This is a genomic window from Micromonospora sp. NPDC000668 (genome assembly GCF_042897975.1).
Taxonomy (GTDB): Bacteria; Actinomycetota; Actinomycetes; order Mycobacteriales; family Micromonosporaceae; genus Micromonospora.
This window is the reverse complement of record NZ_JBIAYP010000002.1, coordinates 542,892-569,291: the sequence shown is the minus strand read 5'-3', so window position 1 is coordinate 569,291 and position 26,400 is coordinate 542,892. Positions and strand designations below refer to the sequence as shown.

20 protein-coding genes and 1 tRNA gene are annotated in these 26,400 nt (G+C 70.1%); 15 read left to right on the top strand and 6 right to left on the bottom strand.

Annotated features, from left to right (window positions below):
- Window positions 1–22: 22 nt before the first annotated feature.
- The 3 genes from ACFY29_RS12120 to ACFY29_RS12110 all read right to left on the bottom strand — a co-directional run bounded on the left by ACFY29_RS12120 (window position 23) and on the right by ACFY29_RS12110 (window position 2,146).
- Window positions 23–823, bottom strand: coding sequence for an SDR family NAD(P)-dependent oxidoreductase (locus tag ACFY29_RS12120; RefSeq protein WP_386985403.1), 801 nt, complete (start codon window positions 821–823; stop codon window positions 23–25).
- 82 nt (window positions 824–905) lie between these two features.
- The gene (locus tag ACFY29_RS12115; RefSeq protein WP_328423081.1) at window positions 906–1,712 is read right to left on the bottom strand and encodes a SigB/SigF/SigG family RNA polymerase sigma factor; all 807 of its coding nucleotides are present in this window, start codon (window positions 1,710–1,712) and stop codon (window positions 906–908) included.
- 248 nt (window positions 1,713–1,960) lie between these two features.
- On the bottom strand, window positions 1,961–2,146 hold the full coding sequence (locus ACFY29_RS12110) for a hypothetical protein (protein ID WP_328423083.1): 186 nt from the start codon (window positions 2,144–2,146) through the stop codon (window positions 1,961–1,963).
- A gap of 349 nt (window positions 2,147–2,495) precedes the next feature.
- Between ACFY29_RS12110 and ACFY29_RS12105 the strand changes: the two genes are divergently transcribed.
- Window positions 2,496–4,385 (top strand): sigma-70 family RNA polymerase sigma factor, encoded by a 1,890-nt coding sequence (locus tag ACFY29_RS12105; RefSeq protein ID WP_386985401.1) that lies wholly within the window; start codon window positions 2,496–2,498, stop codon window positions 4,383–4,385.
- An 11-nt stretch (window positions 4,386–4,396) separates the two neighbouring features.
- Here ACFY29_RS12105 and ACFY29_RS12100 read toward each other — a convergent pair whose 3' ends face one another.
- Window positions 4,397–4,957 (bottom strand): GNAT family N-acetyltransferase, encoded by a 561-nt coding sequence (locus ACFY29_RS12100; protein ID WP_386985399.1) that lies wholly within the window; start codon window positions 4,955–4,957, stop codon window positions 4,397–4,399.
- Between the two features lie 136 nt (window positions 4,958–5,093).
- Between ACFY29_RS12100 and ACFY29_RS12095 the strand changes: the two genes are divergently transcribed.
- The 6 genes from ACFY29_RS12095 to ACFY29_RS12070 all read left to right on the top strand — a co-directional run bounded on the left by ACFY29_RS12095 (window position 5,094) and on the right by ACFY29_RS12070 (window position 13,004).
- Window positions 5,094–5,816 (top strand): siderophore-interacting protein, encoded by a 723-nt coding sequence (locus ACFY29_RS12095; RefSeq protein WP_386985397.1) that lies wholly within the window; start codon window positions 5,094–5,096, stop codon window positions 5,814–5,816.
- A 92-nt stretch (window positions 5,817–5,908) separates the two neighbouring features.
- Window positions 5,909–7,396 carry an MFS transporter gene (locus ACFY29_RS12090; protein ID WP_386986685.1) on the top strand — a complete coding sequence of 496 codons (1,488 nt, stop codon included), beginning with the start codon at window positions 5,909–5,911 and terminating at the stop codon, window positions 7,394–7,396.
- Window positions 7,397–7,475: 79 nt separating this feature from the next.
- On the top strand, window positions 7,476–8,645 hold the full coding sequence (locus tag ACFY29_RS12085; RefSeq protein WP_386985396.1) for an acetyl-CoA carboxylase biotin carboxylase subunit family protein: 1,170 nt from the start codon (window positions 7,476–7,478) through the stop codon (window positions 8,643–8,645).
- The gene (locus tag ACFY29_RS12080; RefSeq protein WP_386985394.1) at window positions 8,642–10,267 is read left to right on the top strand and encodes an IucA/IucC family protein; all 1,626 of its coding nucleotides are present in this window, start codon (window positions 8,642–8,644) and stop codon (window positions 10,265–10,267) included. Before ACFY29_RS12085 ends, ACFY29_RS12080 begins: the two co-directional genes overlap by 4 nt.
- The gene (locus ACFY29_RS12075; RefSeq protein WP_386985392.1) at window positions 10,264–11,862 is read left to right on the top strand and encodes an IucA/IucC family protein; all 1,599 of its coding nucleotides are present in this window, start codon (window positions 10,264–10,266) and stop codon (window positions 11,860–11,862) included. The genes ACFY29_RS12080 and ACFY29_RS12075 overlap by 4 nt, the downstream gene beginning before the upstream one ends.
- Entirely contained in the window at window positions 11,859–13,004 is a 1,146-nt protein-coding gene (locus ACFY29_RS12070; protein WP_386985391.1) for an alanine racemase, read from the top strand. The genes ACFY29_RS12075 and ACFY29_RS12070 overlap by 4 nt, the downstream gene beginning before the upstream one ends.
- Before the next feature lie 74 nt (window positions 13,005–13,078).
- Here the strand turns inward: ACFY29_RS12070 and ACFY29_RS12065 are convergent, their stop codons facing one another.
- Window positions 13,079–14,308 carry a trypsin-like serine peptidase gene (locus tag ACFY29_RS12065; RefSeq protein WP_386985389.1) on the bottom strand — a complete coding sequence of 410 codons (1,230 nt, stop codon included), beginning with the start codon at window positions 14,306–14,308 and terminating at the stop codon, window positions 13,079–13,081.
- Window positions 14,309–14,505: 197 nt separating this feature from the next.
- Between ACFY29_RS12065 and ACFY29_RS12060 the strand changes: the two genes are divergently transcribed.
- From ACFY29_RS12060 to ACFY29_RS12025, 8 genes are all read left to right on the top strand, one after another.
- A complete protein-coding gene (locus ACFY29_RS12060) occupies window positions 14,506–14,664 on the top strand; it encodes a hypothetical protein (protein ID WP_386985387.1) in 159 nt (52 codons plus the stop codon).
- A gap of 261 nt (window positions 14,665–14,925) precedes the next feature.
- The gene (locus tag ACFY29_RS12055; RefSeq protein ID WP_386985385.1) at window positions 14,926–17,535 is read left to right on the top strand and encodes a choice-of-anchor Q domain-containing protein; all 2,610 of its coding nucleotides are present in this window, start codon (window positions 14,926–14,928) and stop codon (window positions 17,533–17,535) included.
- Window positions 17,536–17,643: 108 nt separating this feature from the next.
- Window positions 17,644–20,259 (top strand): right-handed parallel beta-helix repeat-containing protein, encoded by a 2,616-nt coding sequence (locus tag ACFY29_RS12050; protein WP_386985383.1) that lies wholly within the window; start codon window positions 17,644–17,646, stop codon window positions 20,257–20,259.
- Window positions 20,260–21,744: 1,485 nt separating this feature from the next.
- A tRNA-Arg gene (locus ACFY29_RS12045) sits at window positions 21,745–21,820 on the top strand.
- A gap of 138 nt (window positions 21,821–21,958) precedes the next feature.
- Window positions 21,959–22,459, top strand: a complete 501-nt coding sequence (locus ACFY29_RS12040; RefSeq protein WP_386985381.1) for an HIT family protein — start codon at window positions 21,959–21,961, stop codon at window positions 22,457–22,459.
- A 250-nt stretch (window positions 22,460–22,709) separates the two neighbouring features.
- A complete protein-coding gene (locus ACFY29_RS12035; protein ID WP_386985379.1) occupies window positions 22,710–23,546 on the top strand; it encodes a CPBP family intramembrane glutamic endopeptidase in 837 nt (278 codons plus the stop codon).
- Window positions 23,546–24,700: a sensor histidine kinase gene (locus ACFY29_RS12030; RefSeq protein WP_386985377.1), complete on the top strand. Its 1,155-nt coding sequence runs from the start codon at window positions 23,546–23,548 to the stop codon at window positions 24,698–24,700. Before ACFY29_RS12035 ends, ACFY29_RS12030 begins: the two co-directional genes overlap by 1 nt.
- Window positions 24,697–25,356 (top strand): response regulator, encoded by a 660-nt coding sequence (locus tag ACFY29_RS12025; protein WP_386985374.1) that lies wholly within the window; start codon window positions 24,697–24,699, stop codon window positions 25,354–25,356. Before ACFY29_RS12030 ends, ACFY29_RS12025 begins: the two co-directional genes overlap by 4 nt.
- An 89-nt stretch (window positions 25,357–25,445) precedes the next feature.
- Here ACFY29_RS12025 and ACFY29_RS12020 read toward each other — a convergent pair whose 3' ends face one another.
- Window positions 25,446–26,210 carry a hypothetical protein gene (locus ACFY29_RS12020; RefSeq protein WP_386985373.1) on the bottom strand — a complete coding sequence of 255 codons (765 nt, stop codon included), beginning with the start codon at window positions 26,208–26,210 and terminating at the stop codon, window positions 25,446–25,448.
- Window positions 26,211–26,400: the final 190 nt, after the last annotated feature.

Below are 26,400 nucleotides of genomic sequence, written 5' to 3'. Positions count from 1 at the left end.
GCGTGCCGGCGGCGGTAGCCGGTTACGGGATGATCGCGTCGACGTAGCCGCCGTCGACCCGGACGGCGGCGCCGGTCGTCGCGGAGGCGAGGGGAGAGGCGAGGTAGGTGACCATGTTGGCGATCTCCTCGGGCTCGATCAGCCGCTGAAGCAGGGACTGCGGCCGGTGCAGCCGCATGAACTCCCGCTGCGCCTCATCCCACGGCAGGCTGTCGCCCACGAGTTCGGAGACGAAGTCCTCGACGCCGCCGGTGTGTGTCGGCCCGGCGAGCACCGAGTTGACGGTCACGCCGGTGCCGGCGGCAGCCTTCGCGAACCCGCGCGAGACGCCGAGCAGAGCCGTCTTGGAGACGCCGTAGTGGATCATTTCGGCCGGGATCACGACCGCCGAGTCGCTGGCGATGTACTGCACCCGCCCCCAGCCGCGTTCCATCATCGCGGGCAGGTAGGCGCGGGTCAGCCGGACGCCGGCCAGCACGTTCACCTCGAAGTAGCGACGCCACTCGTCATCGGAGATCTCCAGCGCCGGAGTGGGGCCGAAGATGCCGAGGTTGTTGATCAGAATGTCGACGGTGGGCAGCAGGTCGAGCGCCCGCGCCGTGCCCTCGTCGCTGGACACGTCGGCATCGACCTCGATCACGTCGGCGCCGGGAACCTCGCTGCGCAGCGCCACCGCTGCCCGCTGTACGCCAGCGGCGGTACGGCCGTTGACCGCCACCCGGGCCCCGGCGCGGGCGAGCCCGGTGGCGATGGCGGCACCGATTCCCTGGGTCGAACCGGTGACCAGCGCGGTCTTTCCGGCAAGATCGATGTGGACGGTCATGGTTGTCCTGTTCGTTCGCACTTCCCGGCGGCCCCGGGTCGGGGACCGCCTCCGGCAACCTTGACCGTAACGGTGCCGGTGGTCAGAAGGCGTTGTCGTCGGAGAGGTGGCGGCGCAGAGCGGCCAACGATCGGGTGATCAGCCGGGAGACGTGCATCTGTGAGACGCCGATCCGGTCGGCGATCTGGGCCTGGGTCAGGTTGCCGTGAAAGCGCAGACTCAGGATCTCGCGCTCGCGTTCCGGCAGCGTAGCGAGGGCGGGGCCGAGGGCGACGCGGATCTCGACGCGGTCCATTTCGTGGTCGTCGGCGCCGAGGGTGTCCCCGAGCTCCCGGTTGCCGTCGACACCGACCGGGGTGGACAGTGAGGTGGCCCGGTAGGCGCGGGCGCCTTCCAGTCCTTCCAGCACGGTCTCCTCGGACAGCTCGAGGTAGGTCGCGATGTCGGCAACGGTCGGCGAGCGGCCCAACGTGTGGGTCAGGGTGCTGTTCGCCGCGCTGATCGACAGGCGCAGTTCCTGCAGGCGGCGGGGCACCCGCACGGCCCAGGTGCGGTCGCGGAAGTACCGCTTGATCTCGCCGATGATGGTCGGGATGGCGTACCCGGTGAAGTCGACGCCCCGGGTGGAGTCAAAGTGGTCGACGGCCTTGATGAGACCGAGTGCGGCGGTCTGGGCCAGGTCCTCGTCGGCTGCGCCGCGTCCGGAGTAACGGCGCGCCAGGTGGCGGGCGAGCGGCAACCACGCCTCGATGGTGCGGTCCCGCAGTGCCGGGCGGCGGGGGTCGTCGGCTCGCATCGCGGCCATCGCGACCAGCAGTTCATCCCCGCTGTGGACCGCGCTGCGTTGGCTGACGCGCGTGCTGGTCGCCGGTTCGAAGGTAGTGACCATGGGATGGTCCTTCCCGCATGTGCCCGTCGATCGGGTCGACCGGAAGATCTCCGAACCGGCTGTCACCGGAGCGCACGGACGGGCGGGGTGCGCTGTCGCAAGGCCACGAGCACGGGCCTCGCCACCGCGTCATGTCGTTCCACTTGATGGGCGGAACGATACCCGAAAGAGTGACTTATTACTAGCCGAAAGTAGGATGGCCGCCTGGTAGACGGACTGTGCCGTGGAGCGGCGGTAGTCCCGCCGGATCAGTCGCGCTGATCCGGGTTGTCGCCGGCCTGTGCGGTCGGCCGGCTCGCGTTCACCGCGAACGGGTGGCGCAGTCGCCGCATGGCCTCCTCGCTGCCGTCGAAGGTCACGCCCGGGTCGTCGAGCCCGTCGGCGCTCGCGGTGGCGAGAAACAACGCCGGTCGATCACTGTTGTTCGAAGTCATGAAAGGGTCCTGTCTTCAGCAGAGGGGGTGCACCCGGGCCGTCGGCAATTCCTGCCGCACAACCTCGCGATAAACCCGGCGCTCACTCTGGCGCCAGAGCACGGTGTCTCGATCGCGGGCGAGCGCCCGGCGACACCTACACACGCACCATACCCGGCGTCGCCGTCGACCATGCGCCGCCATCGGGGGCCATCCACATCCGTCCTGACTCGCACCCGGGCGGTAGGTGGCCGACAGTTGTCTCTGGAGAATTCCGTAATCCGACCCGCCGCCACCGGTCTCCGATCAAGAGGGTGTCCGCGCGCACAGCGCTAGCGCCCCGACGATGAGCGCAGAAGGAGTGAGACCCATGTCGTCAACCGGTCGAGGACAACCCGACACCGGGTTGGTCGTCGCGGCCCGACAGGGCGACCAGCGCGCTCTCAATGACGTCGTAGCGGCCTCCCTCCCGTTGGTCTACAACATCGTCGGCCGGGCGCTCCGCGGCCACGCCGACGTCGACGACGTGGTCCAGGAGACATTGGTACGGGTGGTCCGGCACCTGCCCGCGCTCAACGACCCGGCAGCCTTCCGGTCCTGGCTGGTGGCGATCACCATCCGTCAGGTGCGTGACTGGGAGCAGCGCCGACGGGTCGCACTCAACCGCGACGCCGGGCTCGATGCGATCCACAACGTGCCCGACCCGGCCTCCGACTTCGCGGCGATCACCATCCTCCGGCTCGGTCTCACCGACCAACGACGCGAGGTCGCCGAGGCGACCCGCTGGCTCGACCCGGACGACCAGGAACTGCTGTCGCTCTGGTGGCTGGAGGAGACCGGCGTGCTCGCGCGGACCGAGGTCGCCGATGCGCTCGCGCTCTCCCCAGGCCACGTCGCCGTGCGGATCCACCGGATGAAGGAACAGATCCAGAGTGCGCGGGCCGTCGTCCGCGCGCTACGGACCCGCCCCGGCTGCCCGGACCTGCGGGCCGCGGCCGTCGGGTGGGACGGCACCCCCAATCCACTGTGGCGCAAACGACTGGCCCGGCACGTCCGGGACTGCGCGTCCTGCGGGCGCCTGGGCACCGGCCTGGTGCCGATCGACCGGCTGCTCGCCGGTCTGTCGCTGCTGCCGCTGCCGGCCAGCCTCAGCGCCCACTTCCCGAGCGCGGCCCTTCCCCCGGCCGCCTCGCAGGCCGTCGGGTACCACCCCCCGGACCCGACGGCCGGGCACACCGCCGGGACGACCCCACCCGGCGGTGTGCCCGCCGACGTCGGCAGCGGACACGGCATCGCCAACCTGGCGGTGAACCGGCCCCGCGGCCTGCTTCCGGCGCTGGTCGGTGGCGCCGCAGCCGTCATCCTCGCCCTCACCGCGTTGGTGGTGATCCGACCGGACGATCCGCCCGCACCCTCGTGGGCCGTCCCGCCCGCCGTGACACCTGCCGCCGTCCCATCCCCGAGCGGCGCCCCGTCACCGAGTGCGCGACCGTCGTCGAGGGCACCGGCCGCACCGGCGGTCAGTTCGACGAGGAAGGGCGTCGGGGTGTGGAACTTCGCCGGGGTCAGCCAGGCGTTGGCGAACTCGAAGGCCGGCTGGTACTACACCTGGGGCACCCAGCACCCAGGGATCAGCACTCCGCAGGGTGCGACGTTCGTACCGATGATCCGTGGCGCCGAGAATGTGACCGCCGCCGATCTGGCCCGGGCCAGGGCGGCCGGGCCGTACCTGCTCACGTTCAACGAACCGGACCTGCCCGAGCAGGCGAACATGACCGTCGAGCGGGCGCTGGACCTGTGGCCGCAGTTGATGGCGACCGGCAGCAGGCTGGGCAGCCCGGCGGTAGCCTGGGGCGGGGCCGACCCGCAGGGCTGGCTCGACAGGTTCATGACCGGCGCGACCTCCCGCGGTCACCGGGTCGACTTCATCACCCTGCACTGGTTCGGTGCCGAGTTCACCACCGCCACCGCAGTGAACCAGCTCAAGCAGTATCTGCAGGCCGTGTACCAGCGGTACAAGAAGCCGATCTGGCTGACCGAGTTCGCGCTGATCCGCTTCGACGGCGGACGCCAGCAGTTTCCTAGTCAGGAGCAACAGGCGGCCTTCCTCACCGCGGCCACCAGCATGCTGGGCCAACTCTCCTACGTGCAGCGCTACGCCTGGTTCGGCCTACCCGCCACCGACAAGGACCGGTCCGGGCTGTTCAGCGACGGCACCGAGGCGACCCTGGTCGGACGCGCGTTCCAGGCCGCCCGCTGAGCGGCCGACGGTCAGGCCGACGTCGGGTGGTTCGACTCGAACCGGGCGCGCGTCAGGAACGCGAGTTGGGCACGCTTGTCCGGCATGTCGATCTCGGACCCGAAGGTGAAGCCCTCGCTCTCCAGCCGGCGTAGCGCGAGGTGGTTGCGGACGTCCGGCTCGACCACGATCCGCTGGGCAGCGGGGTCACGGAACAGGAAGCGGGCGAGGGCGGGGCCGACGGCGCTGGTGATGCCCTGGGCGAGGCGCCGGTCAGGGCTGAGCAGCAGGTGCATCCCGACATCGCCGGGCTGCACCGGGTAGCGCTCGCCGACCGGGTCCGCCTCGGGCTGATAGGTCTGGAAGAGGCCGACCGGTTCCGCGTCGATCATGATCAGGTACGCGTGGTGCGTCGGCAGGCTGTCGACGAACGCGTAGATCTCGCGTACCTCTTCCAGGGTGTGCGACCCCATGCCCCAGAAAGAGTTGCGGGGCCGGGTCACCCAGGTGTGCAGCAGTTCGGCGTGCCGGTCGGGTTGCACGGTTACCAACGACAACTCGCCGAGGCCCGAGATCTTCTCCTGGTATGTCATGAGGCGCCGTCCCTTGCTGCGGAGTGGTGAGTGGCTCATCGGTACGTGGCACCGAGGCGAGAGGAATGCATGTTCCGTCGGGCGCTCAACTTAGGTTACCCTGCCCTAACGAAGGCTGACCTTACTTGGAGGGTGCGTGAAACGGAACTGGGAGGCCCTGGTCCTCAAGGCCATGGGAGGCCGGGACTTTCGGTTGACCGTGCTGGGCACCGAGTCGGTCGAAGGGCACTACCAGCGGCTGCTCCTGGACGGGGGCGGCCTGCTGGAGGCGTGCGGGGTTCACCCCACCATGTGGATCCGGCTCTGGTTCGACAACGACGGCCGGGCGCACCAGCGTGCCTACACGTTGGTGGACCCGGACCCGGCGACCGGCCGATTCAGCCTCGAATTCGCCATCCACGACGGCTGCGCCGCCCGCTGGGCCACCACGGCGCAGGTCGGCGACACCATCGGAGCCACCGTCCAGGGCAGCGCCTACCAACTGCCCGACCCCGCGCCCGAGCACCTCTACCTCGTCGGCGACGCGGCGTCCCTGCCAGCGGTGAACAGCCTGCTCGACGCTGGCGCCGACATCCCGGCTACGGTCTGGCTGGAGTACGCCCACGAGGGTGAGAAGGCACTCGCGCCACGGGCCCGGGCGCACCACGACGTCACCTGGGTGCCCCGGCGCGACGCGGGTCAACACCTGGTCGACACGGTCTGCGCCACCCTGCCGGCCAGCGACACCGCCCACTACTGGGTGGCCTGCGAGGCGGCCAGCACCCGCGGCATCATCCGGCACATCCGCCGTACCCTGGGCGTCGACAAGAGCCAGCTGATCTCCCTCGGCTACTGGAAAGCCGCGAAGGTCGTGGCGTGACCCCCGCTGGCCGACGCGGAGCGGTCGTCGACACGTCGACGAACACCCACGCGGCGGTTCAACCGACCGCCGCGCTCACGGCACCGACCCGGCTGCCCCACCGGTGGCTCATCCTGGCCGTGCTCTGCGTCGCCCAACTCGTCGTGGTGCTGGACAACACGGTGCTGACCGTGGCGGTGCCGGTGCTCACGACCGAGCTGGGCGCCAGCACCGCCGATGTGCAATGGATGATCAACGCGTACGCGCTGGTGCTGTCGGGTCTGCTGCTCACCGCCGGCAGCGCCGCGGACCGGTACGGGCGCCGCCGGATGTTGCTGGCCGGGCTCGTCCTGTTCGGACTCGGCTCGCTCGCCGCCGGGCTCGCCACCACCAGCGGGCAGCTGATCGCCGCCCGGGCCGGAATGGGCGTCGGCGGTGCGCTGCTGGCCACTTCCACCCTCGCGATCGCCATGCAGGTCTTCGACGGCGCCGAGCGGTCCCGGGCGATCGGCATCTGGGCCGCCACCAGCGCGTTGGGCTTCGCCGTCGGGCCACCGATCGGTGGCACCATCCTCGCCCACCTGCCGTGGGGCGCGATCTTCCTGATGAACGTCCCCATCGTGCTGGTCTGCCTTGTCGCCGGCCGTGCGCTGATACCCGAGTCCCGCGGCCCGGCCGGTGGCCGCCTCGACGTGGTCGGCGCGGCGCTCTCCACCGCCGGACTGACCGGGGTTGTCTGGTCCATCATCTCCGGGCCGGACCGGGGGTGGGCGTCGCCCGAGGTGCTCGGCACGGCAGCCGTCGGCGTGCTCCTGCTCGGGCTCTTCGTCCGCTGGGAGCGGCGGATCTCCGACCCCATGCTGGACATGCACTTCTTTCGGGACCGGCGCTTCGTCGGCGCGGTCTCCGGGGTCGTCCTGATCACGTTCGGGGCCACCGGCGCGCTGTTCCTGCTCACCCAGCACCTGCAGTTCGTCCGCGGCTACCCCGCCTGGGAGGCGGGCCTGCGGATGGCACCCTTCGCCCTGTCCATCGTGCTGCTCAACGTGAGCGGCGTCGCCGCCGCCCTGATCCGTCGGCTCGGCCTGGCGGCCGCCATCGCCGTCGGCATGACGCTGCTCGCGGGTGGCCTCGCGGTGATCACCCTCGTCCCCTCCGACGGCTACGGGCTGCTGCTGGGTGGGCTGCTCATCATGGGCGTCGGCTGCGCGCTGGCCAACCCGGCGATCGTCGAGGCGGTGATGAGCGCGATCCCGGCGGAGAAGGCCGGTGCCGGTGCCGGCGTCGACGGCACCATGACCGAGGTCGGCAGCAGCCTCGGCATCGCGGTGCTGGGCGCCGTGCTGAACGCCCGGTTCGCCGCCCTGCTGCCCGCCGCCCTGGCCGGCGCCGGGTCGTTCCCCGCAGCGCTCGCCGCTGCCGGTGAGGGGCCGGAGCGGGAGGCCGTCACCGTCGCCTTCGCCTCGGCGCTGGAGACCGGGCAGACGGTGGGCGCTGCCGCAGTGCTCGTCGGTGGCCTGGTCGCCGCCGGGCTGCTGCACCGGGCGCAGCGATCGGAGTCCGTGCGCCCCGGGCCAGCCGATCCGGCCGTTGGCAGATAGTCAGGACAAGCCGTTTACATCCTGACAATAAGGGTAGGCTACCCTAATCACGACGATCGTCGCCCTCGACGGAGGCCGTATGCGGCTGTACATCACCGCGCTCAACCCCACCGACGCCGTCCTGGAAGGGTTCCTCCCAGCGGCGGCCGCACTCGAACTGCCGGTCACCGTGCTGACCGACCGGCCCGAGCAGTGGCCGGCCGAGGTGCCGGTGGCGCGGTGTGCGATCCGGGACGCGGCAGCGGTGGTCGCGGCGACAGCAGGGGACCGACCGGCGGCGCTACTGTCCAACAGCGACCACCTTCAGGAGGTCACCGCGATCGCCGCCCGCAAGCTCGGCCTGCCCGGCAAGGATCCCGACGCCGCCCGGCTCTGCAAGGACAAGGCCGCCACCCGCCGGGCGATCGAGGCTGCCGGGCTCGACCTGGTCCGCGCCGTCGCCGTCGACCCTGGTGTCCCACCCGCCGCGCCGGGCGAGATGTTCCCGGCGGTGGTCAAACCCCGCGCGGGGGTGGCCAGCGAGGACGCCTACCTGGTGGCCGATCACCGAGAGCTGGACGCCCGCGTCGCCGAGATCCGCGGCCGGCGGCCGGATGTGGCATTGGTGGTCGAGGAGTACCTCGCCGGGGAGCTGCGGACACATGACACTCTCGGCGACGGTACGGCGCTGGCTGTCCTCGGCGGGTGGCGCACCCACCTCGGCCCGCCACCGACCTTCACCGAGGAGAGCCTCGACTGGTCGCCCCCGGCGGAGCAGATCAGCACCCAGCTTCGGGCGTGCCTCGACGCGCTCGGTGTCGGCCTGGGCGCCTGCCACACCGAGTACGTCGTCCAGGACAGCCGGGTCCGGCTGATCGAGGTGAACTACCGCCTCATCGGCGACCGGATGGACCTGATCCTCGCGGAGCTGCTCGGCGTGCCGCTATTCGAGTACGTCATCCGGCTGCACCTCGGCGAGCCGCTGGCCGCCCTCGACCTGCCCGCCACCGTCGACCGGTACGCCCGGGTCGAGTACGTCTGCGCGGACCGGTCAGGCCGGCTCACCGCCGCACCCGGCCCACTGGACACGGTCCACGGCGAGGTCCGGTTGGGCTGCCGACCCCTGCGCGAGCTGGGCCGGATCGCGGACCGTACCGGCACGAACCGCGACTACCTCGCCGCGCTGCACGCGATCGGCCCCGACCAGGACACCGTGCGGGAGTCGCTGGCCGCCTTCCACCAAGGGTTGCAGTGGACGATCGTCGAGTGAGCGACGACTGCGAGCGGGAGGTGTTCGTCCGGGTGCTCGACGCCCTGCTGCGCGAGGACCACCTCGGTCTGCTCAGCCGAGGCCGGCCGGACGGCCTCGACAGGTGGGAGGTGCCGCACGATGCCGGGCTGCTGCGGATACCGGTCCGCGCTGGCGGCTTCCAGCAGGCCCTGCGCAGCGCCGCACCGATGGTGCACGTCGTCGTGGACGGAGACACCCGCCGGACGGACACCGTGGAGGGGCTGCTGACGTTGCTCGCTCCGCACGACGACCCGGAGGCCGAGGCAGGCTGGCGGGACTTCGGAGCCGAGTGCCGAGCCGACCTGCGGGCGCGACGGCTCGCCACCGCTGCCTGGCCACGGGTGCTCGCCGAGGTGGCCGCCGAGCGCGCGATCACCCCCACGGGTATGCCGGCGGCGCTCCTGGACGACGTACTCGCCGCGCACCACGGTCATCCGGTCTACCCCACCGACCGTTCCCGTCCGGGGCTCAGCGACGACGAACTGCTCCGCTACGCCCCCGAACACGCGCCGCGTTTCCGGCTGAGCTGGTACGCCGCCTCCGCCGAACAGGTGCGGCTCACCGGTGATCTCCCGCCGTGGTGGCCGCGGGCACAGCGCCCGGATCAGCTGCTGATGCCGGTGCATCCGCTCATCGCGGCACGCGACGCGCTACCGGTGGCGGACCTGCCGACGTTCTCCGCGCGGCCCACCCTCTCCATGCGGACGGTGGCGCTCGACCACGACCCGTACGTTCACCTGAAGTTGCCGCTGCCGACAGCGAGCCTCGGCGCCCGCAACCGGCGGACACTGGACCCGGGCTCGCTCGCCGACGGCGCGGCGGTCGCCGGGCTGCTAGACCGGATCGCCAGCGCGGAACCAGCCTTTACCGGCCGGATCCGGCACGCCGACGAGAGCACCTACGCACACGTCGACGGCGACGAGCGCCGCAGTTTCATGCTGCGCCGCTTTCCGCGCGACCTAACCGGCGTGCACGTGGTGCCGGTCGCATCCCTCGCCGCACCCGACCCGGTCGCGGGCACCGTCCTCGAACGGATCACTGCCGGACAGCCCGAGAGGGTGCTCGGGTCCTACCTGGACCTCCTGCTCGACTGGCATGTCTGCCTCTGGCTACGCCACGGGGTGGCCCTTGAGGCGCACCCGCAGAACATCCACCTGCTGGTGCACCCCGACGGGTCGATCGGCCTGCTCTACAAGGACAACGACGGCGCCCGACTGGACCTCCGGCATCGCGGTCCCGGCGGGCTCCCGCTGCGGGACGACCGGATGTGGGCGCGCGATCCGCAGGAGCTCGCCGACGTGTTCATCACCATCACCCTGCACCTGGCCGCGGCGGCGCCCCTGATCGCCCTGGCCGCCCGAGGCCTGCCCGTGCCGTCACCGGCCGCCGCGCTGGCGCCCCGGCTGGCCGTGGCCCGCGACCGTTGGGGCGACGGGCCGGCGGTGCGATCCTTCACCGAGGGAGTTCTCCAGGCGGCCCGACTACCCATCAAGGCGATGCTCACCGCCGGCACCCTGCTGCCCAAGCAGCGGCTGGGCTGCGCCGATATCAACAAGTACTACCGGCGCACCGGCCCGAACTACCTACAGGAGACACGATGACGAGCGCACAGTTGCGCTCCCGGCCGGGCGTCGACACCAGCCAGCGCGCCGACCTGGCCACCGCCCACGCCGTGTTCGGCTGCCTGCTGCGGGAGCTCGCCCTGCCCGACGGCGACACCACCGTGGCCGGCGGTGCCGCGCGTCTGCTGTTGCGGCACCTCGACGTGACGCTGCGCTGCGCCGTCGCGCGAACCTCCCCGCTCGGCGCGCACCGCTACGCCGGCCCGGTGCAGCGGATGGCCGACGACGGCAGGTGGGAGGACCTGGACGCGGACGGGTTGGCCACGCTGGTCGCGGCGGAACTCGCCGCCCGTACCGGCCTGGTGAACGACGAGTTCGTCGGGCAGGTCCGGGCCAGCCGCGACACGGTGGCCCGGCTGCTGGCCGAGCGCCCGGCACAGGACCCCACTCCCACCGGCGAGCCGGCCATCGACGCGTACGTCGACTCCGAGCAGTCGCTGGTCTTCGGCCACCCGCACCATCCGGCGCCGAAGTGGCGCAGCGGTGATCCGGACACCTGGCGGGGGTACGCGCCGGAGTTGCGTACCACGTTCCGACTGCACTGGCTCGCCGTGCCGGACGACCTCGTCGCCGGCGCCGGGCCGTTCGACCCGCTGATCGCCGCTCTCGACCCGCCGCGGCCCCCGGCCGGGCACCGGGTGCTGCCGGTACACCCCTGGCAACTGTCGCTGATCCCGCCAGCCCATCCCCGGCTGCGTCACCTGGGTGCGTCCGGTGTTCCGGTACGGCCGACGGCGAGCGTCCGCACCCTCTACGCCCCCGAGGCCGATCTGTTCGTCAAGACCAGCCTGCACGTCCGGATCACCAACTGCCTGCGCAAGAACGCGCGGTACGAGCTCACCGGCGCGGTCACCCTGACCGACCTGCTGGCCAGGGTGCCGATGCCGGCCGGTGTCGGGCTGCTGGCCGAGCCCGCCTACCGCACGGTCGACCTCCCGGGAGCGGACGAGGCGTACGGGACGATCCTGCGCACCGGCCTGCGCCCGCACCTGCGACCCGGGGACACTCCGATCCTCGCGGCGGCGCTGGCCGCCGTGCCGCTGGCGGTACCGGATCCGGTGGCCTGGTGGCGGGCGTACATCGGGCTGCTGGTGCCGGCGGTGCTGCGCTGCTGGCTCAGCCACGGCGTCGTGCACGAGGCACACCTGCAGAACGTGGTCGTGGTGCTCGACCGGGAGCGCCGTCCGATACGGATGTTGCTGCGCGACCTGGAGGGGGTGAAGCTGGACACCGACCGGTGGGTCACCTGGCCGGACGGCGTCCCACCGCAGGCCGGCTACGGTCCGCGAGCCGCTCGCCGCCGAATCGTCTACTGCCTGTTCGTCAACCACCTGGCCGGCGTCTGCGGTGCGCTCGCCGACGCGCAGCCGGGGATCGAACGGTCGCTGTGGCAGGAGCTCCGTGCCGTCGTCGCGGCGGTGGCCGCCGACCTCGGCGAGCCGCCCGAGCTGCGCGGGCTGCTGAACGGGGAGCCGCTGGTGGCCAAGGCGAACCTGCTGGTCCGGTGGCGACGCGACGCCGACCGGGCCGCGCCGTTCGTGCCGGTGTCGAACCCGATGGGCGGGCCACGGTGACCCGACCGGTCTACGTCCACGACCTCGACGGGCTGGCCGCGCACGTCCGGTCCATCCGTGCCGCGCTGCCACGGCGGGTGGAGCTGCTCTACGCGGTCAAGGCGAACCCGGATCCGGGCGTGCTGCGTACCCTGGCTCCGGTTGTCGACGGGTTCGAGGCCGCCAGCCGCGGCGAGCTGCGGAGGCTGTCCGAGGTGCTGCCGGGGCAGGAGCCGGCCGCGTACGCCGGGCCCGGCAAGACCGACGAGGACCTCGCCGCCGCCCTCGCCGCCGGGGTGCACCGCATCCACGTCGAGTCGCCGGCCGAGCTACGGCGTCTCGGCGCACTGGCCGCCGCCTCCGGCAGGTCGGCCCAGGTGCTGCTGCGCGTGAACCTGCCGGTGGACGCGCCCGGGGCGAGCCTGGTCATGGGCGGCGGACCCAGCCCGTTCGGCATGGACCCGGCCGACGCGGTGGAGTGTGCCCGTCGCCCGCCGGCCGGCATCGAGGTACGCGGAATCCACGCCCACCTGGCCAGCGGGCTGGACGCCACGCTCGCCGGCGAGGTCGCCGCCGCCGTGGTCCGCTGGTCCGTCACCGAGATCGATGCCGCCGAGGTTGACGTCGGCGGCGGCATGGCCGTCGACTACGCCGACCCGACGGCCCGGTTCGACTGGGTGAGCTACGGCCAGGCACTGGCGGAGGTCGTCGACGCGTACCCGCACCTGCGGCTGCGCATCGAGCCGGGCCGGTCGATCACCGCCTACTGCGGGTCGTACCTCACCGAGGTGATCGACGTGAAACGCTCCTACGGCGAGTGGTTCGTGGTGGTGGCCGGCGGCACCCACCACCTGCGCACACCCGCGGCGAAGGGGCACCCGCAGCCGTTCCGGGTGCACCGGCGACGGGGTGTCGACGTTCCACGGACCGACGGAGGGCCGGTCACCGTGGTCGGGCAGCTCTGCACCCCGAAGGACGTGCTGTCCCGCTCGGCCACCGCGGGGCCGATCGGCGTGGGGGACGTGCTGGCCTTCGCCATGGCCGGGGCGTACGCCTGGAACATCAGTCACCGCGACTTCCTGCTGCACGAGCCGCCGCTGTTCCGGACCGGTGACCCAGATGAACTCGCCGCCGACTGGGCGGCCCGACCGCTGGGGTCGTGACCCCGGCAGGGGCTGGATGCCGGTGGGCCGTCGGAGCGCAGCGCGCCCCGACGGCCCGTGGTCGTCAGTTGCCGTCAGCCGTTGTCGATCAGGCTGGCGATCTCGTTGTAGATGAGGTGTGCCTTCGCGCCCTGGTTCGACGGGCAACCGCCGAGGTGGTGCAGGGCGATCACCCGGTGGCTGGTGTTCAGCACCGGCGAGCCCGAGTTGCCGCCGGAGGTGTCACAGCTGTAGCTGATGTTCCAGGTGTTGTAGTTCGCGTTCTTGACGGTGCAGTTCGCGCCGTTCTGGGTGTCCTCGAAGATCGACAATCGCTTCGGGCTGCCGTCACCGTGCCCCGGGACGTACATCCGCGTGCCGGTCGTGGTGGCGGTCGTCGCCAGGTACAGGGTGCCGAAGGTCTGGATGTTGGCGAAGTTGTTCACCGAGTACAGGGTGTAGTCGAGTTGGTTGGAGCCGCCGCTGCTCACCTTGTAGAGGGTGGCGCCACTGACCTTGGTGCCGGCGCCGGGGTTCGAGCCGCCACAGGTGGCGCACTGGTAGTTGAACTGCATCTCGCTGCCGCTGACTGCGGACTGCGTCGAGAAGCAGTGCTTGTTCGTCAGCATGCGGTTGGTGTTGCCGACCCGCCAGGTGGTGCACATTCCACCGCCGCTGATCAGCAGCCGCGCCACCGCCCTGCCCTTGGCGTACTCGTTGGGGTGGCTGGTCTGGTAGCAGACCACGTCGCGGCGGGCGTCGGTGCTGCAGACGGACTGCGTGGAGAAGTTGTGCTGCGTGATCTCCGTTGGGTCGTAGCCGCGCCAGAACCGGTCGATGGTCGCGGCGCTGCTGCGGGAGGTGCGGCTGCTGTGCACCGTCACCACCGCGGTGTCGCCGTCCACCGACATCGCCCAGAAGCCCGGTTGTCCGTCGGTGGTGTAGTCCGCGCCGGTCTTCCGGTTCAGGTAGCGGTCGTACCGGTAGCTCTCCCGGCCGTCGGGGCTCGACACGGTCACGTACTCGCCGTCAGCCAGTCGCAGCGAGCTGAAGTGCACCTTGACGTACGACGCGCCGGGGTGCCGGATGATCTGCGTCCCGCCGTCCTCAGCGAAAGACAGCGAGCCGTTGATGGTACGAAGCTCACCGACCGTGGTGACGCCCTCGGCCGAGAACTGATCCGATTCGGGTGCCCGCTCGGACTGCGGTGCGAGAGGTTGAACCGAGTACGCCTCGGCGGCGGGTACCGACAGCAAGCTCAGCCCGAGTGTGCAGGCGCCGAGCGAGACGGCCACCGTTCGTAGGCGTCGCAGGGCATGTTTCATCGTCGCTCCTCCCCAGGAACCAGCACCCAGACGTGCTTGCAGCCTTCATACCGGAACCCAGATAAACATGCAAATCTATCTATCTCTCGAGTCTTCGGCTTCAGCTCTTGCCCTGGGGCGGGTCCGACTGGAACGCATCGTCTTCGATCGCGTCCCGCCAGCAGGGTCGCCGGGCCGGGACAACGCCGTCAAAGCGGGTGGCTCGACCGCTGCTGGAGGCGACCCATCCGGACGGACTGGACGGCGACGACGTCCGCCAGGTGTTGGAGCGGTGCGTCCGTTCGGCGGTACCCTGGCGACCGGACGTCGACCCGCATGTCGTGCTGGTCCTGCTGGCTGGGGCTCTCGGTGTGTAAGACCCGGGTGAGGACGACTCCCCACCCGATCCGGCCGCGCTCGCCCGGCACGCCCCGCTGCTCGTTGCCGACCTGTTGGCGGTGACGGCCGACCGCTCGACGGCTACCTGAGCGCGGCGTTCGCCGAGATCGAGCGCACCGAACGGCACGACTGACAGCGGCGACCGAACGGCCGAGGGCGCCGACCGATTGGCGCTGATCGGATCGGTCGGCATCGCGTTACCCTGTCCCCCGCATGATCGACTTGCACGGGGGTGCGTGATGGACAGACGGATGGTGGCGAGCCTGGCGGTCGTACCGCTGCTGGGTGGCGCGGGCCTGGTGGGGCCGGCTGCGCCCGCGGTGGCGGCGGCCCCCTCGCCGGTCGCCCGAGCAGCGGCCAGCCCGACGAACGAGCTCTACGTGAGCAAGGGCAGCTGCTCGGCGGTCGCCGACGGCAGCGAAGAGGCGCCGTACTGCACGATCTCGGCGGCGGCGGCCGTGGCGCAGCCCGGCCAGACGGTGTTGGTGCAGCCCGGCTACTACCCGGAGACGGTCACCTTCACCCGGTCCGGCACGGAGACCGCGCCCATCACCTTCCGCGCGGTGAACGCCTTCGACGGGTGGGTCCACGTGGGCCGGACCAACGGGTCGGACGTCACCGGCACCATCCTGTCCCTCAACCAGGTCCACGACGTGGTCGTGGACGGCTTTGTGATGTACGGGCACAACTCCAGCGCGTCGCCTGCCGTGGTGATCGACGGGTCGTCCCGGATCACCCTGAATGGCATCGCCGTGCAGCAGGTGAAGGTGCCGGCAGCGGTACGGGTGAGCGGCGCCTCCCACGACGTGACAATCAGCCGAAGCTGGCTGATCAACATCAGTGACACCGGTAACGTCGCACTGGCTGTCGAAGGGGCCGCCACCGGCACCAGAGTCATCGCCAATCAGGTCGCGCTCGGGCGGATCAGCGTCACCGACGCGCCCGGCACCACGGTCACCAACAACACGGTGACCGCAGCGTGCGGCCCGGGAATCGACATCACCGGCACCTCGCCCGGCGCCGCCATCGAGAACAACATCGTCAAGCCACTGAGCCAGCAGGTGTCGCTGTGTAAGGCAACCGTCGGCGACGGCGCCATCTCGGTCTCGGCGGCTTCGCTGCCGACGGTGGCCGACTACAACCTGATCGATCCGACCACGGGCGTTGCCCCGTATGTCTGGGCGGGCACCAAGCACCCCACGGTGGACGCGTTCCGTGCCGCAACTGGGCAGGGCGGGCACGACATCGCCGCCGATCCGCTGCTCGACCTCCAGCGCGGCGGCATGCGGAGTTTCCTTCCCCTGAAGGCGGGCTCGCCGGCGATCGATTCGGCCAGTGCGACGGCACGGGGCGTGCCGGCAACGGACATGCTGGGCAATTCGCACGCCGACGACCCAGCGGTGACCAACACCGGCACCGGCAATGGCTATCACGACCGGGGTGCGGTCGAGCGGGTTCTCGGCTTCGACTGGTACACGGAGCCGTTCCGCCAGTCCGTCGACGGCGGGCCACTGGACGGAACCGCTCGGAGCACGAGCCGTTCGACGTGGCAGTCCGACGGCCCGGTGGGGACCTTCACCTACAAGTTCAGCGACTCGAAGTTCTACCGGGTGAGCCAGTCGCCGGTAGAGACTCACCGGTTCCGCCGCGCGGGCCGGGCCTGCGCCTACGTCCGCACGAACTTTTCCGGCAACCGTGATGCGCCCGGCTCGGCCAGCACTCTCTGCACGGTGCTGGGGGCGCACTACACACCGGTGTCACCGACCCGGTTGCTCGACACCCGCAGCGCAATCGGAGTAGGAACGAGGACCCCGGTTCCCGCGAACTCCGACGTGGTGCTGCCGCTCAGCAGCATCGGCGGAGTGCCCGTGGCGCGGGTCAGTGCCGTGGTGTTGAACGTAACGGTGACCGAGCCAACGACGTCGGGCTTCCTGACCGTCTATCCGGACGGCGCGGCGGTGCCGAGCGCGTCGAACGTCAACTTCGTGGCCAGGGAGACAGTGCCGAACCTGGTCACCGTCCCGGTGGAGAACGGGAAGATCCGGATCCGGAACAGCAGCGGTGGCACCGTGCACGTGATCGCCGATCTGCAGGGTCAGTACAGCGCCGAGGGCCAGGGGTTCACCGCCCTCAACCCGCTGCGGGCGCTCGACACCCGTACCTCCGGGGGTGCTTTCCCGCCGAACACCACCCGGCAGTTGGACCTTGGCCAGAGGATCCCGGCGGGTGCCACCGCCGTCGTCCTCAATGTCACGGTGACCGGGCCGACGACGGCCGGCGTCCTGAAGGTCTTTCCCGCCGGTGACGCGCCGCCTGCCGCCTCGAACCTGAACTTCGTCGCCGGGCAGACCATCCCGAACCTGGTGACCGTCCCGGTGGTGGGCGGCAAGGTGAGCATCCACAACGCGAGCTCCGGCAGCACGCACGTCGTCGTGGACGTGGCCGGCTACTTCGGGCCGGACGGTCAGTTGACGTACGTGCCGAACTCCCCGGTTCGGATCGCCGACACGCGCGCCGACCCGAACCGGGGAAACCATCCCCTCAACCCGCGTGAGTCGATCACGGTCTATCCGAACTTCGCGGCCGGCGGGAACTGCTCCTGCCCGTCCGTGGCGGCGATGGTGGCGAACCTGACCGTGACCGCTCCGACCACTCCGGGCGTGCTCACCGCCTACCCGGCGAACGACGCCCGACCGTCGGCGTCGAACGTCAACTTCGCCGCGGGGGAGACCGCTTCCAACCTCGCCATCGTCGCAACGAGTGGCGGCACAGTGCTCTACAACAACAGTTCGGGCACCACCCACGCCATCGTGGACCAAGCGGGTGTCTTCATCAAGCCGCTGTACTGACCGATCCGGTCACGGCGGCCACGCTCCTCGTCGGGGCGTGGCCGCTGTGTCGCGGAGGCCGTTAGGCGACTACGCCGAATTCGATCATCTTTCTTGCGGGGGCGCTTTATGAACATCCGACGCTGGGCGTGGTTCGCGGTCGTACCACTGATCGGCGGGGCGGCTCTGGCTGGGCCGGCGGTACCGGCCGCAGCCGGTACCGCGCCGGCCGCACCGGCGGCCACGGCCGGTGATGAGCTGCACGTCAGCGAATCCTGGTGTCAGGGCATTGGCGACGGCAGCGTCCAAAGGCCGTTCTGCACCATCTCGGAGGCGGCCGCAGTGGCCGGCCCAGGCCAGACGGTCCTGGTGCATGAGGGGGATTACCACGAGAAGGTCCGGTTCACCCGGTCCGGCACCGAGTCCGCGCCCATCACCTTCCGTGCGGTGAACGTCAACTACCTGATGGCGCGGGTCGGTGCGTTTGGCGTGGCCGCCACGGCCGGTGCAAGCAGCCAGTCCATTCTTGACCTTACCGGTGTGCATGACGTGACAGTGGAGGGTCTAGTCCTCTTCGGGGTCGGATATGCCGACGCCGTCACGGTGCGGGATTCCGAGCGGGTCCGCCTCGACAAGCTCACCGTCCAGACCGGCAGCTACGGCCCCAGCGGAGTGCGGATCAGCGGCACGTCGAACCGGGTGACCCTGAGCCGAAGCTACATCTACAACCCGATCGGCGCGTCCGTGGCCATCGATCCGGGCGTCACCGACACAACGGTCACCGCCACCCAGCTTGACGGGTCCGGCCTGGTCGCGGCGGACGCGCCCGGCCTCACCCTCACGGGCAACACGTTCCACGTCGACTGCCGCCGTGGCATCGATCTGGCCGGCAGCTCGTCGGGTGCCTCGATTCGCAACAACGTCGTCGTCACGACCCGCCAGCGCCATGTCTGCAAAACTCCGGCGGACGCCGTCGGCATCCGGTTGTCCGCCGCGTCGGCGGCGGGAACCAGCACCGACTACAACCTGTTCGACCCGACCAGCGGCGGGGCGCCCTACACCTGGGCGGGCACCGAACACCCGACCCTCGTCTCGTTTGTCGCGGCGACGGGGCAGGGCACCCACGACCTCTCGGCCGATCCGAAGATCGTCTGGGCTGGCGGAATGCACCGGATCTACCTGGAGACCAGGGACGGTTCGCCGGCACGGGACTCGGCTGATGCGAATGCCCCCGGTGTCCTGGACACCGACATGCTCGATGGGTCATTCGCCGACGATCCAGCCGTCGCGAACACCGGCACCGGCAGCGGATACCGTGACCGGGGAGCAGTGGAGGCTCAGGGGCCGGTCACCCAGGACCCGCTCCGCGTCGAGCGCAAGGTCGGCGGAGGCCCGTTCGACGTGGTCGCGCGGTCGGGTGTGCACTCCGCCTGGCCCGTCGAGAGGGTGCGGACCCAGTACGCCTTTCTCCTCGACGGCGAGAAATTCTGGCGGGTGAGCACCTCCGCCGCGGCGGAGTACACGCTGCGGCGGGCGGGTAACGCCTGCGTGCAGGTGCAGGCATCCCAGACCGATTTCCGGATGCACAGGTCTTACGAACAGCCGGTCTGCACCCAGGTCGGCGCGCGTTACGTGCCGGTGGCACCGACCCGGTTGCTGGACACGCGAGCACCGATCGGTGTGCCCGCGTCCCGGCCGGTGGCGGGCTCCGGAGCGATCGAGCTGCCGATCGGCGCCCTCGGCGGTGTTCCGGCCGCGGACATCAGCGCGGTCGTGCTCAACGTGACGGTGACCCAGCCGACGTCCGCCGGCTTTATCAGCGTCTTCCCATCCGGTGACTGGAGCGAGGCGTCCAGCGTCAACTTCGTGGCCGGGGAGACCGTGCCGAACCAGGTCACCGTACCCGTCCGCAACGGGTCGATCATGTTCCGCAACGCCGGCTCGGGCACCGTCCACCTGATCGCCGACCTTCAAGGCGTCTACGCCGCGACGGGTTCCGGCTTCGCGTCGGCGCCGCCGACGCGGGTCCTCGACACCCGGGAGGGCGTTGGAACCCCGATCTCCGCCAAGGGCACCCGAGCCCTCGACCTCACCAACCGGCTGCCCGCCACCGCGACGGCCGCCGTGCTCTCCGTGACGGTCACCGCCCCGACCACCAGCGGTGTGCTCACCATCCACCCGTACGGCTCGGCGGCACCTACCGCGTCCAGCCTCAACTTCGTGGCGGGGCAGACCATCCCCAACCTGGTCACCATGCCGGTGGTGAACGGTCGGGTCAGCATCTTCAACAACAGCTCCGGTACCACCCACGTCATCGCGGATCTGGCCGGTTGGTTCAGCCCGGACGCGACCCAGACGTTCGTCCCGATCACGTCGAAGCGGATCGTCGACTCCCGCTACGGCACAGGTCTGTCCGGTCGTACTCCGGCTCCTCTCGCCCCTCGGGAGACTGTCCGGTTCGCGCCGTTCCGCAGCGATGTCGTCTGCAACCCGGCCTGCCCTGCCCCCGCCGCGCTGCTGGGCAACGTGACTGTCACCGCGCCGACCACGCCGGGCGTGCTCACCCTCTACCCGGGCGGTGGGCCGCGACCCACCGCCTCGAACGTCAACTTCGTCGCCGGTGAGACGGCGTCGAACGCCGCGGTGGTCGCCGTGGGCTCCGGCGTCGACCTCTTTCACAACAGCGGGGGTAGGTCCCACGTCATCGTCGACCAGTCCGGCTACTTCATCGCCGCCGCGTCGTGACCTGATCTCTCCGTCTTCAGATCCACCTACCACGGGAAATCCATCATGAGTCAATCTGTGCTGGCGCGATTCGCGCCGCCAGGGTCTGCCTCTGGGACGACGACGAGTACCAGGCGTACGTCGACGGCGACGAGTACGAGTTCTCGGCGGCTTCTACGACATCACCCCCGTGGTCCTGGAGGTGCCCTACGACGACCACTGGTGGCTCATCGTCGACAGCACCCCCGGCCGCATCCGAGTCACGGTCAACCAAGTCTTCGACTGACCCTAGGCAGGTGGCGCAGAGGTGCCGTATCCCCGCGACTTCCGCGTTCCTCGTCTGGCCCCCGGCCGTCCGTATGCGACGCGAAGCATGACAGTGTTGGGGTCTACGGGCGAATGAAAGTGGCTAGCGGGGCCATCACTGACATCGCGGACTTGAACGGTGCATCAGGTGGTTGCGGTGTGGGCACCGCGTCTACGAGCAATCGTATCGTTAGCTTTGAAATTGTTTGGCGCGGAGGCCGCACGTCTGGTTGGAAGCCCGCATAGGGGTAGCCGAATTATTGTCGGCGGCCAAGGCCAGCACTTGGCGCGCCGCTACTAATTTGGACGACCTATCGATTTAGCCTTTCCAACGATTTCCAAGCCCGATGGGCGATAGATCCGTTGCTGACCTAAGATGCGCGGTAGGTCGTAGTCCGAGAGCAGGGATCCGTCCTTGCTCTCGGACCTTGTGGTGGCTCGCCCGCTTCCACCGCTCTGATGGTCGCTGGCCTGCGTAAAGCGAGCTGTTCCACGCCCGCGCGCTTCGCCAACCCGCCGAGGTCGAAGCCGCAATGGGGCACTACGCCACCGCCCTGCTCACTCAACTCGACGCGACCGTCGCCTCCGCGCAAGCCCTGTAGACCCACACCGCATGCCCGCTGGTTGCGGCGTCAGAGTGAACTGGGGCGGTGCGTGGGCGAGACGCCGCTCCAGCCGGGCCCGCCGCTGCGAACGGGCAGCCCCAGGAGCAGTTGGCCGCCAGCGTCGGCGAGCACGCGTGTCCTCGACATCGACAGGTGTGGAAATTGTCGACCCCCGCCCGGCTCACTGGCGGATCGCGGCGCTTCGCGAAAGTGGAATGATAGCCCTGCCGGGATGCTCCGCCCGAATCGCTACGGTCGTCCCGGGCGCACCGCTTTAACGCACCCTGACCACGATCGTCTCGGTGGCGAGGTCTCCATGAGCGGGGTGATCAGGCGTGGGGTGCGACGTGAGGGTCCGCCGATAGGCCCTCATTGATCTTGCTGCTGTGTACGCCGTGTGCTCTCCAGCGGAAGTCACCCTGGGTTCACCAGTGCTATTTCAGGTCATTCGGGGCTAACGATCATGGTCACAGGCCGTCCGATGTGATCGGCGTGTGGTCATCGGTCGGGGCGGTTCGCCGGGTCGACGCAGGTCAACGTGGGTCAGTACCTGCCAACGCGGGTCGACCCGCAGGTCGTTACACTGACCACTCGCGCCCCCGTAGCTCAGGGGATAGAGCATCGGTTTCCTAAACCGTGTGTCGCAGGTTCGAATCCTGCCGGGGGCACCATGTCACACCCTTGAGCGTGCCTCCGGCGGGGATCTCCGGCCCCGAGGGTGGCAGGCAGGCAGGCAGGCGGCGGCTGGCTGCATCATCGTCGCTCGGGAATCCGGTTGCAATATAGATTCTGATGATTACGTTTAGTGCATGAACTTGCCTGGAAACGAGCTCGCCCAGCCAGAGGACTGCCTCTTCTGCGCCATCGTGCGCGGTGAATTGGAAGCAAGCCTTGTCCATCAGGATGACGAGATCATCGCATTCATGGACCTGCACCCCGTGACCCCAGGGCATCTGCTCGTCGTGCCACGCCTGCACGCCGTCGGCTTGGAAGACCTGCCCGAGGATGTTGGTGGACGGATGTGGACGCAGGCGCATCGGCTCGCCAGAGCGCTCCGCCGTTCCACACTGCGGTGCGAGGGGGTAAACATGTTCCTCGCCGACGGAAAAGCTGCATTCCAGGAGATCTTCCATGTGCACCTGCACGTGTTCCCGCGCTTCGCCGGTGACACATTCCGTATCGACGCGGACTGGCGGCGCAGGGAGCGCGTCGAGCTGGAAACGACAGCAGTTGCCGTTCGCGAGGGGATGACCGCCGCTCAGGTGGCGGCTCGGCCATCCCCGGGCCATCCGCCAAGCGCAGGCGTTTAGGGCATCCCTGTCGGTTGGCCAGCGGCACCGGCAGGTCGTTCCTCAAGTCCGGCATACGCGTCGTTTGTTCATTCGGTCAGGTTCCCCGACCTTCAGCAAGGCCCGCCCGACGGCCTCGTGCGCAGGTGCTTGTCCCCCGTGCGAGCTACCCGCAAGTGTCCACCGCACGGTGACGATTCCTGACCGGCGACTCCATAGCGTTTGACGTGGCCGCTGCGCTTCAGCCGCGGACCCCGTTGAAGGAGTCGTCATGCGTTTGTTGAAGCAGCTTGTGGCCGTTGTGGCGGTCACCTTCATCGGCAGCCAGGCCATCGCCGCGGTGGAGGGGAACGCCTGGCTCACCCTGGCCCTGGGTGTGTTGACGGCGGTGGCCGCGATCCTCGTCTACGCGTGGGTGGTACGGCGTACCGAACGCCGCGCGGTCACGGAGGTGGCTCGGGCCGGAGCCGGCGCTCGGATCACCCGAGGGGTGCTGATCGGGTTCGGGATGTTCGCGGCAGTGATCGTCAACATCGCCTTCGTCGGCGACTACCACGTCAACGGCCTGGGCTCGGTGACAGGCGCGGTGGCGCTGCTCGGGTTCATGGCCGCCGCCGCCACGACCGAGGAGCTGATCTTCCGCGGCGTCCTGTTCCGAGTCGTCGAGGAACGCATGGGCACCTGGATCGCGCTGTTGCTGACCGGCGTGGTGTTCGGCCTGATGCACCTGCTCAACCCGGACGCCAGCCTGTGGGGCGCGATCGCCATCGCGGTCGAGGCCGGGTTCATGCTCGCCGCCTGCTACGCCGCCACCCGCAACCTGTGGGTGCCGATCGGCCTGCACTTCGGCTGGAACTTCGCCGCCGGCGGCATCTTCAGCGTCGTGGTCTCCGGCAACGGCCAGTCCGAGGGCCTGCTGGACGCCACGATGTCGGGCCCGACCCTGCTCACCGGCGGCGACTTCGGGCCGGAGGGAAGCCTCTACACGGTGGCGGCGGGTGTGGCGCTGACCCTGGTGTTCATGTGGCTGGCCCACCGCCGCGGTCACCTCGTCCCGCGTCACCGTCGCGCGGTCGGCGTCCAGCCGGCGACCGCTACGGTCTCCTGATGGTCGGCCTTCGGATGGTCCCGGACTCGTGGCGGCGGTGGGACGTCACGGTCCGGGATCTCCCGTTGGCGCTGCTGCTCGCCCTCGCGTCGGTGGTGCCGGCGCTACAAAACCACGGTACGCAGCTCGGCGACCTGCCGGGGCGTCCCTTCGACGCGCTGACCGTCGTGGTGCTCGCCCTGGAGTGCCTCCCGCTCGCCGTCCGCCGGCGCTGGCCGGCCCTCTGCCTCGCCCTGGTGTCGGTCGGCTTCGCGATCGACCAGCTCCGCGGCTATCACACGGTCGCGGGCTCCGCGCTGGCCATCGCGCTGCTGAGCGCGGGGGCCCACCTGGAACGTCGTCGGCGCACCACCATGGTCCTGGCCTCCGCCGCGTACGTGGCGCTGGCCGTCGCTCTCGACCGGCACGGGTCGACCGAAGGCGTGACCGGGTTCGTCACGTTCTACCTGGCGGCGGCCCTGGCGTGGGGCATCGGAGCCTGGCTGCGGCAGTCCCGGGCCGTCGAGGCCGAACGCCGTCGCGACGTCGCCCTGACCGCCCGCGCCGCCGAACGCACCCGGATCGCCAGCGAACTCCACGACATCGTGACCCACCACGTGACGGCGATGGTCGTGCAGGCCGAGGCTGCGCGCTACCTGACCGCCGCCCCCGAACGCCTCGACACGGCCCTGACCGCCATCACCGACACCGGCCGGCGGGCCATCACCGACCTGCGCCATCTGCTCGACCTGCTCAACCCCGACCACAGCATCGATCCTCGTACGCCGTCCGTCGGCGAGCTCCACGCCCTCGTGGAGCAGACCCGGCAGGCCGGGCAGCCGGTGGAGTTCACCGAGGAGGGCAGCCCGGCGGGCACGACCGGCGGTGCCGAGGTAGCGGCCTACCGAGTCGTGCAGGAGGCGCTGACAAACGCCCTCAAGTACGCCCACGGCAGCCGCACCACTGTTCACGTGCACCATGGCGAGAGGGAGACCACTGTGGAGGTCAGCACCGAAGGCTCGGGCTCGTACGCCGGGGCCCCCGGCGGGAGCGGACGCGGCCTCGCGGGGCTCAGCGAACGGGTCGGCGTGCTCGGTGGCGAGTTCAGCGCAGGACGGCGGGCGGACGGCGGCTTCGTCGTGCAGGCCCGGATTCCTACCGGGAGCCCGTCATGACGGCGCCGATCCGGGTGCTGGTCTGCGACGACCAGGCGCTGATCCGTACCGGCTTCGCGACCATCATCGATGCTCAGCCCGACCTCGAGGTGGTGGGCGAGTGCGGGGACGGGCGCGCTGCGGTCGACCTCGCCGGCCGGCTGCATCCGGACGTGGTCGTGATGGACGTACGGATGCCGGTACTCGACGGCATCAAGGCAACCCGCCTGCTGGCCGGTGCCGGAGTGGCTCAACCCGTCAAGGTGCTCGTGGTGACGACGTTCAACCTCGATGAGTACGTGTACGAGGCGCTGCGCGCGGGAGCAAGCGGGTTCCTGCTCAAGGATGCCCCTCCGGCCCAGTTGCTGCACGGTATCCGCACCGTCGCGACCGGTGCCGCGCTGCTGGCGCCCGAGGTGACCCGGCAACTCGTGGGCAGGTACGCGGCGCGGATCCGTCCCGCCGAGGGCACGCCGGACGACGTTGGGCTGACCCCGCGCGAACTGGAGGTGTTGCGTCTCATCGCCAACGGCCTGTCCAACGGCGAGATCGCCGCGACCCTGGTGATCAGCCAGGAGACCGTCAAGACGTACGTGTCACGCATCCTCACCAAGCTCGACCTGCGCGACCGCGTGCAGGCGGTGGTCTACGCCTACCGTGCTGGCCTGGTGACCTGAGGGAGCGCCGTCGGTGAGATCCGACGGCGCTCCCTTTCGCTACCACAATCAGGCCTGTTGAGCGCGGTGAGCCAGACGTGCCGGCCCGGTCAGAGGAACTTGTACATCTCCTCGGACGCTTCCTCGACCTCGCCGGCGGGCGGCGCCGACACCGAGACAGACTTGCCGAAGTCGCTCATCTTCATGTCGGTGACGAGATCACCCAGGGTCTTCGTGGCGACGGTGTAGGACAGTGCGGTGAGCCGGCCCTCGCCGTCGACGGTCGCTTCGAACGGGATCGCCTTGGGGTCCTTCGCCAGTTTGGCGGACGACTCGATGCCCTCGCGCATTCCGCCATCCGTGCTGGCGGCGGCGGCCGCCTTCTCCAGGTCAGCGGTGCCCTTGTAGGTGCCAGCGCCAGTCGACTCGGCGGTTACGATGCCGCCGATGATGCCGGTCTGCGACTTGAGGTCGAAGGACTGGCGCAGCGCGCTGGTGGGCCGGAGCTTGGTGAGGTCGACCTTCATCCACGGCTTCTTGCCTTCGCCCGACTCGGACTTGATGTAGGCGGTGTCGCCGATCAGCCGGGCCTCGATCGGCTCCGGGGCGTTACCGGTGACCTGGATCGTCTTGGTGGCAGGGTCCATCTTTCCGCTGAGAGTGATGGACTGGCCGCCGGCCTTCACAGCGGCGTCCATGGTGACCGGGCCGGAGAGACTGCGGTCCATCGCCTGCTGGATGGCTGCGACCGGGTCGGCCGCGGACGTTGCGGGGGCGGGTGAGGTGTTCTGCGCGGTGTCGCCGGAGTCGGTGCCGCAGCCAGCCATGAGGGCGACGGCGAGGGCGATCGAAATGGCAGGGATCAGTCGACGCATAGAGGTGACCCTAACGGGCGACCGCTACCCCATTTCCGCGAGCATGGCACCTGCGTGACGCTGTAACGAGAATCCATGGAAATGCGCTGCGACTCGCGGGCCGCCCGTATTCCCACCGCTGGGAATAGGCTCCGACGTATCGATGGCCAGCACCACAGGCCCGTGCCTGGTCGGACGCGGATCGAGGGGG